The organism is Streptomyces sp. NPDC006335 (assembly GCF_040612795.1).
In the GTDB taxonomy this organism is placed as follows: domain Bacteria; phylum Actinomycetota; class Actinomycetes; order Streptomycetales; family Streptomycetaceae; genus Streptomyces.
Map to the genome: position 1 here is coordinate 40,722 of NZ_JBEXQX010000011.1, position 13,191 is coordinate 53,912.

The window sequence follows — 13,191 nt, forward strand, 5'->3', positions numbered from 1 at the left end:
CGCGCCGAATGCGCCGAGGACCGCACCTCTCTGGCCATCCTCACGTGCGAACCGGTCACCAGTGGTCGCCCGACATCAAGCGGGCCTGCATCGACGGCAGGAAGCCAATCGAAGAGCAACTGGAGGAGTTGCGGGAGGCCGAAAGGACCGATCCGGTCGGCCGCGTACCGGGAATACCGCTGTCATCTCATCCTGAAGCCGCTGCGGCCGATATTCGACGAATACGTGGCCCTCGCCCGCCGCCTCGCCGAAAGGGACAGCCTCGCCTGCGCACTGACGGACACTGACGGTCAGTGCCGGGCGAACTGGACCCCGGTCGGCTGCATCACGTCCGGCTTGACGCCGATACCGCCGATCTCCAGTCGCTCACCGTAGATGTCGGTGATCCTGATCGTGCCGCCGCACCCGCTGCCCTGCTCGGAAAGGAAGTAGTTGTATTCGGTGCGGGGCAACTCGCGCCATCCGGCGGCGGTTTCCACTTCCAGCCGCGCCAGCGGGTTGCGGTGGCCGATCGCCTGGATGCCACACCAGTAGCGGGTCGATCCGGTCTTGTACCTGATGGAGACCGTGTCGGAGGTGCTGGGACTCAGCAGGCTCCAGGTGATCGGGATCCTGCCCTGCACGGGGGCCGCGAGTTTCGCGAACGCCTGGGGGCTGAGGTCGAGTTGGCCGGGGGCGCAGGGCAGCGGGCACTCGTTGGTGATGCGGACGGTGACGGAGGCGCCGTTTCCGGCGCGGACGAGGATGTACGCCCCGCACGCCTTGGACGTCTCGTAGTCGGCGTGGTTCATCGCGGCGGTCATGACGTCGTCGGTGGGGCCGTACAGGCAGGCGCCGTCGCCGTTGCCGACGTCGTAGAAGGTGGCCACGCCGTCGTAGGAGACGCCCGGCTTGATCCGTCCCGCGAGCGGTGCGGCGCCGGACGCCTTGCGCGGCGCACTCGTGGCCGGCGTCGTCGAGGGGCGAGGTGACGCGGTGCTCGCGGCGGGCTTCGGGCTGCTCGTGCGGGGTGACGCCGTCGGGGTGGGCGGGGTGGTCCGCGGCTCCGGTGTCGTCGGGGTGGGTGTGGCGCGGATACCGGCGACGGGCGTGGCCGCGGCGGGGGCGGCGCCCGTCTTGTCGTCGGGGCTGAACGCGACGATCAGTGCGGCGACGAGTGCGACGGCGGCGGCGAGGGTCGCGGAGACGAGGGCGGTGCGTCGCCTGCCCGGCGAGGGGGAGCGGTGCGAACGAGATGCCACGGGCGTGTCCTTGTGCGGTGCGTGCGGGTCCCCGGTGGAGGGAGCTTCCGCATCAACGGTCGCCGCCGGGTCCGGAAAAGGTTGCCGGGGACTTACCGAGCGACCACGTTCCCGGCCGGGTCCTCGTGCATGAGCGAACACCAGCGACGCGTGGAAGCTGATCCGCCAGGCGGCGGTGGACTCGCAGAACCCCAGGTTGCGGTCGAGGATCTGGACGGCACCGGCGCCGCCACCGGCGGCCTCCCGCTGCCGCTGTCGTTGCAGGGTGACGATGTCGTCGATGAAGGACGCCCGCGTCCACGGTTCGTCCTCACCCCGGGGCCCGCGCAGGATGGAGGTCTTGCCCGCGCCGGAGGTGCCGGTGAGTACGCGGCGACGCGTGGCCGGAAGCCTTTCGTATGTGTCAACAGCTGGCTCTGAAGGGGGCGTTGACACCCGTCGGGTTCGGCGTCACGGTGAGGGTTCTGCCGCGCATCGGCCCGGAGGTCTCGCCTTGGCTGGTTCATCCGCACCGGACTCGGACGCCGAACTCGTCGAACGTGTACGGAAACTGCAGCCTCTCATCCGCTCGCACGTCCTGCGCACGGAACAGGAACGCCGGGTGACGGCCGAGGTCATCGCGGCCCTGACGGACGCCGGGGTCCATCGTATGAACGTGCCCCGCCGGTACGGCGGTCACCAGTCCTCGGTGCGCACCCAGGTCGACGTGCTGAGCGAGGTCTCGGCCGCGTGCGGGTCGACCGGGTTCACGGCACTGATCCAGGCCGGGTGCGCCTTCATCGCGGCGCTCTTCCCGGACGAGGCGCAGGACGAGATCTTCGCCGATCCCGGCGTACGGGTCAGCGGCACCCTCGTCCCGAAGGCGAAGGCCCGTCCGGTGGACGGCGGTTACGTGGTCGACGGGACCTCACCGTTCGCCACCGGCTGTCAGGACTCCGACTGGCACCTGCTGACCGCGGTGGTGGACAGGGGGAACGGCCGCCCACCGGATCTGCTGTGGACGGCCATCCCGATGGCCGACCTCGACGTGATCGACGACTGGCACGTCTCCGGCCTGGCCGGGAGCGGCAGCAACAGCGTCGTGGCCCGTGACGTCCACGTGCCGGCCCACCGTGTCCTGGAGCTGGGGCCGTTGCTGGGCGGCTCCTTCCCGTCACGGCTCAACAGCGCCGACCCCTTCTACGGCATGCCGGTCCTCCTGCTGTTCTGCGCCTGGACGGCGGCCGGCGCCCTCGGCCCGGCCAGGGCGGCGCTGTCGGAGTTCGGCGAGCGCGTCCACCAGCGGGGCATCACCTACACAATCTACGAGCGCCAGCACGAAGCCCCGGTGACGCACCTGCAGTTCGCCGAGGCCGCGATGAAGATCTCCTGTGCCGAACTGCTCACCGCCGACTACGTCTCGCTGATCGACGCCCGGGTCGCCGAGGGGAACTCCTACACGACGGAGGAACGGGCCCGGATCCGGGCCCAGAGCGGTTACGTGGCGCGGCTGTGCAAGGAGGCCGTGGACCTGATCGGTTCCGCATCCGGGGCGTCGTCACTGCGCCTGGAGGCCCCGGTCCAGCGGGCCGTGCGGGACCTGAACGCCCTGAACCTGCACTCGTTCGTCAACCCCGCCGCCAATCTGGAGCTGTACGGCAGGGTGCTGTCCGGGCTGGACGCCGGCACGCCGTTCCTCTGAGGCATCGGAGCGGCGGGGATCAACCTCCCGTCAACGCGGTGACGAGTTCGTCCAGGCCGCCGAAGTGTCCGTCGAAGTCGTCGCCGGCCGTCGGCGGGTCCCCGACGGGCCGGTGGACGTAGGCGGTCCGCATCCCCGCCGCCCGGGCTCCGCGCAGGTCCCAGGCGTGGGCGGCGACCATGAGCACGCGCTCCGGCGCGCATCCGGCGGTGTCGAGGGCGAGCCGGTAGACCTCCGGCGCCGGCTTGTAGGCGCGGACGGTCTCCGCGGACAGGGCCTGGTGCCAGCGGAGTCCGGCGTGGGCGTTGAGCCGGAGCAGAGCGCTGTGTGCGGCGTTGGAGAGTCCCAGCACGGGGAAGTGCCGGGACAGCCGTTCAAGACCGGCGAGGGAATCGCCCCAGGGAGGTAGGCGCTGCCCCGCCGTGGCCAGCCGTGCCAGGGTCGGCGGATCCGTGAACTCGGCGCGGTCGGCGACCAGTTGAGCAGCTTCCTGATCGATGACCGAGGTGTTGGCGTAGGCGCGCGTACCTCGGGCGATGTGTTGCCGCTCCCGCTCGCCGTGCCGCTGCCACAGAGCGAGCAGTTCGTCGACGCATCCTGCGTCGGACGTGGGGACCGCTTCGCGGATCCCGGCTCGTAGCCCGCTCGGTTCGTCGACGAGGGTGCCCAGGACGTCGAGGACGACCACTTCGATGTCGGGGATCACGGCCATCACGGTTCTCCGTCCCAGCGGCATCACCAGCTCGACCGGTGATGATCCTGCCAGTCGGCCTCATCACCGGTCAAGAGGGTCACGCGCGGGTCGGCGTCCGCCGGACCCGTCAGCCGTCGGCCAGGAGCTCCAGCGTGTCGATCACGCGGTTCGAGAAGCCCCACTCGTTGTCGTACCAGGCGACGACCTTCACATGGCGGCCCTCCACGCGGGTGAGCGCCGAGTCGAAGATCGACGAGGCGGGGTTGCCCGTGATGTCCGAGGAGACCAGCGGGTCCTCCGAGTACTCGAGGACACCGGCGAGGGGGCCCTCGGCCGCGGTGCGGTACGCGGCGAGCACGTCCTCGCGGGTCACGTCGCGGGAGACGGTCGTGTTGAGCTCGACGATGGAGCCGACCGGAACCGGGACGCGGATCGAGTCGCCGGACAGCTTCCCGTCCAGGTTCGGCAGCACGAGCCCGATCGCCTTGGCGGCGCCGGTCGTGGTGGGCACGATGTTGACGCCGGCGGCACGGGCGCGGCGGGCGTCGCGGTGCGGGCCGTCCTGGAGGTTCTGCTCCTGGGTGTAGGCGTGCACCGTGGTCATGAAGCCGTGCTCGATGCCGGCGAGTTCGTCGAGGACCGACGCCAGCGGGGCGAGCGCGTTGGTCGTGCACGAGGCGTTGGAGACGATCGTGTGCAGGTCCGGGTCGTAGGCGTCGGTGTTGACCCCGTAGGCGAGGGTGACGTCGGCGCCGTCCGAGGGCGCGCTGACCAGGACCTTCCTCGCGCCCGCGTCGAGGTGGGCGCGGGCCGCCTTGGCCGAGGTGAACCGGCCGGTGGCCTCCAGCACGATGTCCACGCCGAGCTCGGCCCAGGGAAGCTGCGCCGGTTCGCGCTCGGCGAGCACGGTGATGCGGCGGCCGTCGACGACCAGGGTGTTGCCGTCGACGGTCACGGGACGGCCGAGGCGGCCGGCCGTGCTGTCGTAGGCGAGCAGCCGGGCGAGGGTGGCGGGCTCGGTGAGGTCGTTGACGGCGACGATCTCCAGGGCACTGTCGCGTTCGAGGAGCGCGCGCAGCACATTGCGTCCGATACGGCCGAATCCGTTGATGGCGATGCGAGTCATGAGTGGGTGTCCCTTCCCTATGCCCACCAGGCTCGCGCGTGGCATCGGCCGCTGACAGTGGCGGGATCGCCATGGTTCAAAAGGATCGCGCCAAACGGGTGGGAGGGTCACTCGCCCCGGGTGAAGGTGCGCCGGTACTCGCTCGGCGTCGTCCCCAGGATCCGCTGGAAGTGCGTCCGCAGATTCGCGCCCGTCCCGAGCCCGACGTCGGCGGCGATCTGCTCGACGCTCCGCTCGGAACGCTCCAGCAGCTCCCGGGCCAGGTCGATGCGGGCGCGCATGACCCACTGCATCGGCGTGTATCCGGTCTCCTCGACGAAGCGGCGCGAGAACGTGCGAGGCGAGACCGCGGCCTGGCGCGCCAGGATGTCGAGGGTCAGGGGTTCGTCGAGGCGGTGCAGGGCCCACTCCCGGGTGGCGGCGAAGCGCTCGCCGAGCGGTTCGGGCACGCTGCGCGGCACGTACTGCGCCTGACCGCCGCTGCGGTAGGGGGCCGCGACCAGGCGCCGGGCCGCGTGGTTGGACGCGGCCACGCCGAGGTCGCCGCGCAGGATGTGCAGGCACAGGTCGATGCCGGAGGCGGCGCCGGCCGAGGTCAGCACGCTGCCCTCGTCGACGAACAGCACGTTCTCGTCGACCCGGACGAGGGGGTGCTTCGCCGCGAGGGCCCTCGTGTAGTGCCAGTGGGTCGTGGCGCGCCGGCCGTCGAGCAGGCCGGTCGCGGCCAGGGCGAAGGCCCCGGTGGAGATGGCGGCGAGCCGCGCACCCCCGCCGTGGGCGGCGACCAGGGCCTGGACGACGGCCGACGGCGGGTCCTCGCGGTCCGGGAACCGGTAGCCGGGGATGAAGACGAGCTCCGCCCAGGCGAGTGCCTCCAGCCCGTGGGCGACGTGGTACGACAGCCCGTCCCCGCCGCTCACGAGCCCGGGTGCCGCGCCGCACAGTCGTACCTCGTACGGCATGCTCGCGCGCGTGGTGAACACCTGCGCGGGGATGCCGACGTCCAGGGGCTTGGCGCCTTCGAGGACGAGAACGGCGACGCGGCGAAGGCGGGAGGCGGACACGGGGACAGGCTACGCAGAGGTCAGGCGTCCTCGACGGTCGCGGTGACGGGCGTGCCGATCTCGACCGTGCGGCTGACCGTGCACAGCCGGTCGTGGGAGGTCTGCACCGCCCGGGGCAGGATCGTGCGGGCCCGGTCCGCGCCCTCGCCGTCGGGGAAGGTCACGGTGAAGGTGACCGCGAGGTCGGTCAGCCGGTTGCCGAGCTCGTCGTTGACCTTGTTGCCGCTCACCTCGACGGTGAAGGTGTCGGGCTCGGCGTGACGGCTGGTGGCGACGTCGACGTCCACCGCGGTGCAGCCGCCGAGCGCGGCGAGCAGGAGCTCGACCGGGGTGAACTCGCTGTCGGAGCCGGTGCCGAAGCTGATCGTGCCGCCTCGGGTGTTGGTGGCGACGAAGTGACCGGTGCTCGTGCGCTCGACGGTGACGGACCGCGCGGAGTTTTCGCTCATGGGGAGGACATTAGTGCCAGGTGGGGCCCCCGGGCCCGGGACGATCTCGCCGAAGTCCCGGCGTCACCACTCGCCTTCCAGCGCCTGTGTCAGCCGCGCGACGGCACCGACATCGGGCAGGCCGCGCAGCGTGGCCACGGCCGCACGGCTCCCGAAGGCCCGCTGCTCGGCGGTCACCGTCGGGTCGACCGCGCACGCGGCCTGGACGTACACGTAGTTGAGGTCCGTGGCGAAGAGCATCGAGAAGGCGTCCACGTCCTTGACGACCGCGCGGCCTCCGGCGTCCCGGTAGGCGCGCACCAGGCGCCGTGCCGCCTCGGCGTCGAAACGGTTGCCGCCCGACCACACATAGACGGCGCGGGCCAGTTCCCGCTCCGCCGAGACGGGGCCGGCGTTGTCCCAGTCGAGCAGGACCGGGCCGTCCGGGCCGACCAGGACGTTCTGCGGCCGCATGTCGAGATGGGAAGTCAACACGTCACCGGGGGACGACGGCGAGACGTGCCGGGCCAGTTCCACGGCCGTCGTGGCGACGAACCGGCCCAGCTCCGCCGCCCAGGGCAGCCCGGCCCGCTCCACCTTCCCGAGCAGTGCGGCCCAGTCGGAGGCCGGGTTGCACCGCTCGTACCAGTCGGCCGGTGTCCCGCCCGCTCCCTCGCCCGCCTTGTGCAGGAGGGCGAGCGTACGGCCGCACCAGTTCAGGATCTCCGCGTCCGACGGATCGGCCGGGGTGCCGTCGACCCAGTCGTACAGCTTCACCCAGGACCCTTCGGGGAGCCGTACGACATGGGCGCCGGTGCGGTCGGGCAGGAGACGGGGGGCTGAGATGCCCAGCGTCTCCGCCGCGTCGCGCAGTGCGGACTCGGCGCCGACGTCGGGCTCGTCCTTCTCGAAGAGCAGCTCCTTCACGGCCCACGCGGTGCCGTTGCCGGACAGCTTCCAGATCTGTCCCAGGGCGCCGCGGGCGACGGGCGTCACCGTCCAGGTTCCCGCGCCGAGGCCGTAGGCGTCCGCGATGAACTCGCCCGTGTTCCGCATGCAACTCCCCGCTTCCGTCGCCCGGTTGACGAAGCCTATCCGCAGCAGTCCGGCCCACCGGTGTCCAGCCGGCAGAAGCAGGACGTCTCGACCGGTACGTCGGCCAGCGCGGCGGCGACCCGCAGTTGCCGGGCGACGATCCGCGCCTCCCCATCCTTCTTCCCGCGGACCAGGCACTCGTGGAGGCCGTGCAGCGCCCACACGTTGCCCGGGTGCTGGAGCGGCCGCGGGAGGGTGTCGTCGAGGCCGAGGTCGGCGCGGTAGACGGCCTCGGCCTCGGCGACGCGCCCCTGTTCGAGCAGGAGGGCGCCGTAGGCGTGGCGGGTGGGCTGCATCCAGCCCCACGGTTCGTCGTAGGGGAGGTTGTCGTCCAGTTCGACCGACCGTTCCAGGGCCGCGAAGGCTGTGTCGAACTCGCCCTTGCGGTAGGCGAGTTCGCCGTCCAGCATCGCCGAGGCGATCGCCAGGATGTCGGCGCACGTGTTGTTGAAGAGCATCCGGGTCTCGGGGACCTGGCCGACCGCCTCGTGGAACAAGGCGCGTTCGCGCTCCGCCTCGGTGACGCGGCCGAGGGCGGAGCAGGCGACACCGCGGGCGTAGTGGAGCATCGCGGTCGTCACGCAGTACAGGCGGGGGTCGGCGGGCAGCGGGAGGTCCAGGATGTCGGTCCAGCGGCCGAAGCGGATCAGGACGTGGACGCGCATTGCGAGGAAGGCCTCCAGCCAGTCGGCCATGGGCGGGCTCTCCACCCGCAGCAGCTCCTCCGGGATGGATTCCTCCAGTTGCGCGGCGGTCTCCAGGGCGGTCTGCGACTGGCCCAGGAACATCGCGCCGTAGATCTTGAAGTGGTAGTTGTGCGAGCGGTAGAGGGTGTAGAAGTTCATCGCTCCGGCCCGGGCGAGTGCCTTCTCGTCCGCGGCGATCGCGGCACTGTTGTCCGCCACCACGCGCCGGTAGTCCCCGCACAGCACCTCCAGGTGCGAGGGCATGTGCAGGAGATGCCCGGCGTCGGGCACCAGGCCGCGCAGCCGGTCCGCGACGGGCAGCGCCAGTTCGGGCGTGGGTGACATCTCCATGAGGTGGACGTACAGGTGCAGGACGCCCGGGTGGGTGCGGCCGGCGGCGGCGAGCGACCGTTCCAGGACGGCTCGCGCCTCGCGGGTGCGGGCGCCTGCGGCGGGCTCGCCGGTGCGCAGGTCCCAGAGCTGCCAGGGCGTCAGGTTCATCAGGGCGTCCGCGTACAGGGCGGCCACGTCCGCGTCGTCGGGGGCGAGTTCGTGGACGGCGCGCATGCTGTCGGCGTACGGCACGTTCCACACCGCGCAGTCCTCGGCGGGCTCGGCCTGCGGATAGCGGGAGCGCAGGGCGCCGATCAGGGCCCGCTCCACCGCGGTGGCCCGGACGGCCGCCCTCTGGTGCGCCGACTCGACGGCCGTATGGGTACGTTCCACGGTCCGGGCCAGGTCCCGGTCGTCGAAGAAGTCCCAGGGCTTGTTGTAGTTGGGGCCGAGCGCGTAGGCGATGCCCCAGTGGGCCATGGCGCAGTCCGGGTCGGCGGCGACCGCCTTCTCGAAGCAGTTCACGGCCTCCTCGTGGTGGAAGGCGTAGGTCCACACCAGGCCGCGGTCGAACCAGAGTTGGGCCTCGGCGGAGTCGGTGGTGACGGGTCGGCCGTGGGAGCCGAGGTCGAAGTACTCCATACGCCGCTCCTCGCACTGCGCGCTGTGCTGCACGGGAGACGATTCTGCCCGAAGAAGGGCCATTCGGGCGCGTGGGAGGCGATCTGTCCCCCGAACGAACGCAGGTGCCGGAGAGGGGACTTGTGGAGCCGTCAGTCCTCTCTCCGGCACCGGCCGGGCGGCGCTAAGCCGTCACACACGGAAGATCTCGAGGAAGCTGCTCCAGAAGCCCTTCTTGGCCGGCTTCTGCGCCGCGGGCGCGGGGACGCGCGCCGCCTGCTGGGGCTGCTGGACGACGGTCGGGCGGGGCGCGGTGGGCACGCCGTACGCCGAGGCCATCCGGGTGGCCGGGGTGGGGCTGAACTGCACGGGGAGGGTGGCCAGGGCCCGGTGGAAGGGGCCGGGACGCCACTGCAGTTCCTGGGCCGGGACGCTCAGGGTCAGGTCGGGCAGCGCGTTGAGGATCAGCTCGATGGCGGTGACCGCGATGACCTGGGCCGGGCTCTTGGCCGGGCAGGCGTGCGGGCCGGCACCCCAGGCGAGGTGGGCGCCGCGGCTGTGGGCCTGGCCCGAGGAGGTGAGCGCGGGGTCGCTGTTGGCTCCGGCGAAGCTGATGACCAGGGGCGAGTTCGCCTGAACCACGACTCCGCCGAGGTCGACGTCCTGGAGCGGGAAGTGTGTCGCGTAGTTGGCGATGGGCGGGTTGTTGATCAGGACGTGGTCGAGGGCGTCCTCGATCTGCATGCTCGGCCCGTCCTCGCCGTCCCGGTCCAGGAGCAGGAGCAGGGAGTTGGCGATGAGGTTGCGCTCGGGCTCCACGCCGGCGCCGATCAGCATCACGAGCTGGTCCTTCAGCTCCTCGTCGCTGAGGCCGGCGGGGTGCTGGACGAGCCAGGAGGTGATGTCGTCGCCGGGTTCGCGGCGCTTGAGGGAGACCAGCTCCATGAAGCAGGCGGTCAGTTCGTCGCTGGCCTTCAGCGCGTCCTTGCCGTCGAACATGTCGGCCATCGCGCTGGTGACCCGGTCGCCGATGGCCGCGGGGCAGCCGAAGAGCTTGTTGATCATCAGCATCGGCAGCAGCTTGGCGTAGTCGTTGATCAGGTCCGCCCGGCCCCGCTCGCTGAACTGGTCGATGAGGTAGGCGGCGATCGGCTCGACGTCGCGGCGGATGCGGGTGACGTTGAGGCGGTCGAGGCTCTCGGTGACCGCCTTGCGCAGCCTCAGGTGCTGGGCACCGTCGGTGAACAGGCAGTTGGGCCGGTAGGCCATCATCGGCAGGACGGGGCTGTCGAGGGGGACCCGGCCGTCGTTGAGGGCGGTCCAGCGGCGGCCGTCGCGGGCGAACAGGTTCGGGTTCTGGAGCACGCGCAGGGCCGTCTCGTGGCCGACGACCAGGGTGGCGTCGACGCCGGGGGCCAGTTCGACGGGGCCGGCGGGGCCGTGCGCCCGGAGGTAGTCGTAGACCTTCTGCGGGTCGGCGGCGAAGGAGCCGTCGTACATGGGGCATCTGGCCGCACCGGTGGCGGCCGTGTCGTGAACGTCCATGTCTGTGTCCTTTGGTGGCCCGGACCGTGCGGTCCGGGCGGGGGGTGGTGGTTCAGGCGGCGCGGTCGAGGAGGTGCCGCACGAGGGCGATCAGGGCGCGGGCTGAGGAGCGCCGGTCGCGGGCGTCGCAGTAGATGACGGGGGTGTCCGGAAGCAGGTCGAGGGCTTCGCGGATCTCCTCCTCCTCGAAGTGGCTGGTCTGCGAGAAGGTGTTGACGGCGATCGCGTACTCGAGGCCGTACTCGTCGATCAGGTCGATGACCGGGAACGTCTCCTCCAGTCGCGAGGGGTCGACGAGGAGCAGGGCGCCGAGCGCGCCGCGGGCCATGTCCTCCCAGAGCTGCATGAAGCGCTGCTGTCCGGGGGTGCCGAACAGGTACAGCACCAGCTCGTCGCTCAGGGTCAGTCGGCCGAAGTCCAGCGCCACGGTGGTGGTCGCCTTCTCCGGCGCCCCGCGCAGGTCGTCGACGTGCATGGACGCCTGCGTCATCTTCTCCTCGGTGCGCAGAGGAGTGATCTCCGACAGGGACCCGATGAAGGTCGTCTTGCCCACGGCGAAGTGTCCGACCACCAGGATCTTCGCGGCGGTGGTCACCTCGGCGGAGACGTAGATGGAGCCGTTCGCCCCGGGGTCAGCCGATGTTGAGGGTTTCGAGTCCATGCAGAACCTTCTCGAGTATCGCTCGGGGAACGTGCTGGGCGGGGGCCGGTTCGGCGCGGCGCATGAGGTGCCCCTGCTCGAATAAATCCGACAGCAGCAGCCGGGCGACGCCGACGGGCAGGCCCAGATGGCCGGCGACTTCGGCGACGGACAGGTAGCCGCCCGAACACAGCTCCCAGATGGCCCGGACCTCGGGGCCGGCCCCGAGCGGCAGCGTCCGGTCGGGGGCGATGCACACCAGGGTGTGCAGGGCCAGATCGTCGTCGGAGGGGAGACGACGGCCGCCCGTGATGACGTAGGAGCGGACGAAGTCGCTGGTGACCGGAGCGTCCTCGCCTGGCCAGGTCATGCGTCCGCGCCGGTGTGCTGGCGTGGCGTGGCGCTCATCGCCTTGGTCAGCGCGCCCACCGTCTTCTGCATCCGGATCGACATGGCCTCCATGTCGACGTCCAGGGCGGTCGAGACGGCCAGGTAGGAGCCGCTGCCCCCGGCTATGAGGAAGATCCATCCGCCGTCGAACTCGATCAGTGTCTGCTTCCACAGGCCCTTGCCGCCGCCCACGAAGGGGGCGACGCTACGGCACAGGGACTGCAGCGAGCTCATCGCGGCGGCGTTCCGCTCGGCGTCGTCACGGACGATGCCGTCGGACCGCTGCATCAGCAGGCCGTCCGCGGAGACGAGGATGGCGTGGCGGGCTCCGCGTACCTCGAGCACGTCGTTCAACACCCACGACAGGTCGGGATTCACTGGTTCTGAGGTCCTTCCGTGTTGTCTGAGTCCCGCCCGAGCATGGTTCCGCGAGCGAATGCCTTGAGCCGCGAGGCGGTCTCCTCGCCGGCCGCGTCCAGGTCGGGCACCTGCGCGCTGGGCGTGGCGACCACGGAGACGGCGCCGTTGCGCCGCCGCCGGCGCTTCGGCAGGCCTCCGGCCGTCTGTCCTACGACGAGGGAGGCGACCGGGGTCGGCTTGGCCGCCACGGGCTCGCCCTCGTGGTCGTCGAGTTCGACGGGTGCCGGTGCGGGCACGTCCGCCGTCAGGAGGTTCTCGGGCACCCGGATCACGGCACGCACACCGCCGTAGGGGGAGACCGCGTCGACGGAGACGTGGAACCCGTAGTGGGCGGCGAGCTTGCCGGAGAGCGCGAAGCCGAACTTGGGCGGGTCGCCCAGGCTCGTGATGTCCACGGCTCCACCGGTGGTCAGCAGGGACGCGGCGCGCGCCTTGGTCTCCTGGTCCATGCCGAGACCGGCGTCGTCGACGATCAGGCAGATCCCGGTGGGGACGGCCTGGATGTTGATCTCGACGGGGGTGCCGGGGGCGCTGTACTTGGTGGCGTTGTCCAGCAGTTCGGCCAGGACCATGGCGACCGGCTCGACCGCCCGGCTGGTGATCGCGACGTTGGCCTGGGAGTGGACCTTGACCCGCTCGAAGTCACGGATCCGCCCCTGGGCGCTGCGGGCGACGTCGTACACCGAGGCGTCCCGGTCGCGCCGGCCGAGCCACCCGCCGCAGAGCACGGAGATGCCCTTGGTACGGCGGCTGAACTGGCTGCCGGTGTGGTCGACCAGCATCAGGTCGGCGAGGACCGCGTGGTCGTCGCCGTACTTCTGCTGGAGTCCGTCGAGCAGGGAGAGCTGCTCCTCGGCGAGGGTCGCCAGGGTGCCGACGGCCGACTTCAGGGTCGCCTTGGTCGCCGACTCGGCGTCCTTGCGCACCTCTTCCAGATCCGCGGCGTGCCGCGCGCTCACCGACGAGTAGGTCGTCTGGAGCTCGGCGAGCTGACCTCGCACACTCGCCATGTCGCCGTGCAGTTTGTTGTTGTTCGCGCGGAGTTGGATGTTGGTTCTCCGTGCGCGCATCACTGCGAATATCGCAGCGATGAGTACCACGAGCAGGATCCACAGGAGTGGATCTTCGAACAATGACGTCATGAGACTCTCTTCAAGTCGCCTCGCGTCGGGAGACTGACTGTGCATGGGACCCCGGAAATGCCCGCCGTGCGGCGCGGACCTTACC

Annotated in this window: 14 protein-coding genes; 2 read left to right on the top strand and 12 right to left on the bottom strand. The window is 71.0% G+C overall.

Annotated elements, in window-relative coordinates; all coding sequences use genetic code 11:
• Positions 1–290 precede the first annotated feature (290 nt).
• Positions 291–1,241 carry an expansin EXLX1 family cellulose-binding protein gene (locus ABZ098_RS27980; RefSeq protein ID WP_356595693.1) on the bottom strand — a complete coding sequence of 317 codons (951 nt, stop codon included), beginning with the start codon at positions 1,239–1,241 and terminating at the stop codon, positions 291–293.
• Positions 1,242–1,370: 129 nt separating this feature from the next.
• On the opposite strand from ABZ098_RS27980, the gene ABZ098_RS27985 reads away from it, so the two are divergent.
• Both ABZ098_RS27985 and ABZ098_RS27990 read left to right on the top strand, forming a co-directional pair.
• Positions 1,371–1,661, top strand: coding sequence for a hypothetical protein (locus tag ABZ098_RS27985; protein WP_356595695.1), 291 nt, complete (start codon positions 1,371–1,373; stop codon positions 1,659–1,661).
• Between the two features lie 73 nt (positions 1,662–1,734).
• On the top strand, positions 1,735–2,922 hold the full coding sequence (locus ABZ098_RS27990) for an acyl-CoA dehydrogenase family protein (RefSeq protein WP_356595697.1): 1,188 nt from the start codon (positions 1,735–1,737) through the stop codon (positions 2,920–2,922).
• A gap of 19 nt (positions 2,923–2,941) precedes the next feature.
• On the opposite strand, the gene ABZ098_RS27995 is transcribed toward ABZ098_RS27990, so the two are convergent.
• The 11 genes from ABZ098_RS27995 to ABZ098_RS28045 form a co-directional block, all read right to left on the bottom strand.
• Complete coding sequence (locus ABZ098_RS27995) at positions 2,942–3,634, bottom strand: haloacid dehalogenase type II (protein WP_356595699.1); 693 nt, start codon at positions 3,632–3,634, stop codon at positions 2,942–2,944.
• 109 nt (positions 3,635–3,743) lie between these two features.
• Entirely contained in the window at positions 3,744–4,742 is a 999-nt protein-coding gene (gene gap / locus ABZ098_RS28000) for a type I glyceraldehyde-3-phosphate dehydrogenase (RefSeq protein WP_356595701.1), read from the bottom strand.
• Between the two features lie 107 nt (positions 4,743–4,849).
• Positions 4,850–5,806, bottom strand: a complete 957-nt coding sequence (locus ABZ098_RS28005; RefSeq protein ID WP_356595703.1) for a helix-turn-helix domain-containing protein — start codon at positions 5,804–5,806, stop codon at positions 4,850–4,852.
• A gap of 20 nt (positions 5,807–5,826) precedes the next feature.
• Complete coding sequence (locus ABZ098_RS28010) at positions 5,827–6,255, bottom strand: OsmC family protein (RefSeq protein ID WP_356595705.1); 429 nt, start codon at positions 6,253–6,255, stop codon at positions 5,827–5,829.
• Between the two features lie 63 nt (positions 6,256–6,318).
• Positions 6,319–7,290, bottom strand: a complete 972-nt coding sequence (locus ABZ098_RS28015; protein WP_356595707.1) for an aminoglycoside phosphotransferase family protein — start codon at positions 7,288–7,290, stop codon at positions 6,319–6,321.
• A gap of 35 nt (positions 7,291–7,325) precedes the next feature.
• Positions 7,326–8,990 carry a hypothetical protein gene (locus ABZ098_RS28020; protein WP_356595709.1) on the bottom strand — a complete coding sequence of 555 codons (1,665 nt, stop codon included), beginning with the start codon at positions 8,988–8,990 and terminating at the stop codon, positions 7,326–7,328.
• Positions 8,991–9,161: 171 nt separating this feature from the next.
• On the bottom strand, positions 9,162–10,514 hold the full coding sequence (locus tag ABZ098_RS28025) for a cytochrome P450 (RefSeq protein WP_356595711.1): 1,353 nt from the start codon (positions 10,512–10,514) through the stop codon (positions 9,162–9,164).
• A 52-nt stretch (positions 10,515–10,566) separates the two neighbouring features.
• A complete protein-coding gene (locus ABZ098_RS28030; RefSeq protein ID WP_356595713.1) occupies positions 10,567–11,175 on the bottom strand; it encodes an ATP/GTP-binding protein in 609 nt (202 codons plus the stop codon).
• The gene (locus ABZ098_RS28035) at positions 11,147–11,524 is read right to left on the bottom strand and encodes a DUF742 domain-containing protein (RefSeq protein WP_053853025.1); all 378 of its coding nucleotides are present in this window, start codon (positions 11,522–11,524) and stop codon (positions 11,147–11,149) included. Before ABZ098_RS28035 ends, ABZ098_RS28030 begins: the two co-directional genes overlap by 29 nt.
• A complete protein-coding gene (locus ABZ098_RS28040; RefSeq protein WP_037713893.1) occupies positions 11,521–11,922 on the bottom strand; it encodes a roadblock/LC7 domain-containing protein in 402 nt (133 codons plus the stop codon). Before ABZ098_RS28040 ends, ABZ098_RS28035 begins: the two co-directional genes overlap by 4 nt.
• Positions 11,919–13,106 (bottom strand): ATP-binding protein, encoded by a 1,188-nt coding sequence (locus ABZ098_RS28045; RefSeq protein WP_356595715.1) that lies wholly within the window; start codon positions 13,104–13,106, stop codon positions 11,919–11,921. Before ABZ098_RS28045 ends, ABZ098_RS28040 begins: the two co-directional genes overlap by 4 nt.
• Between the last annotated feature and the right edge of the window lie 85 nt (positions 13,107–13,191).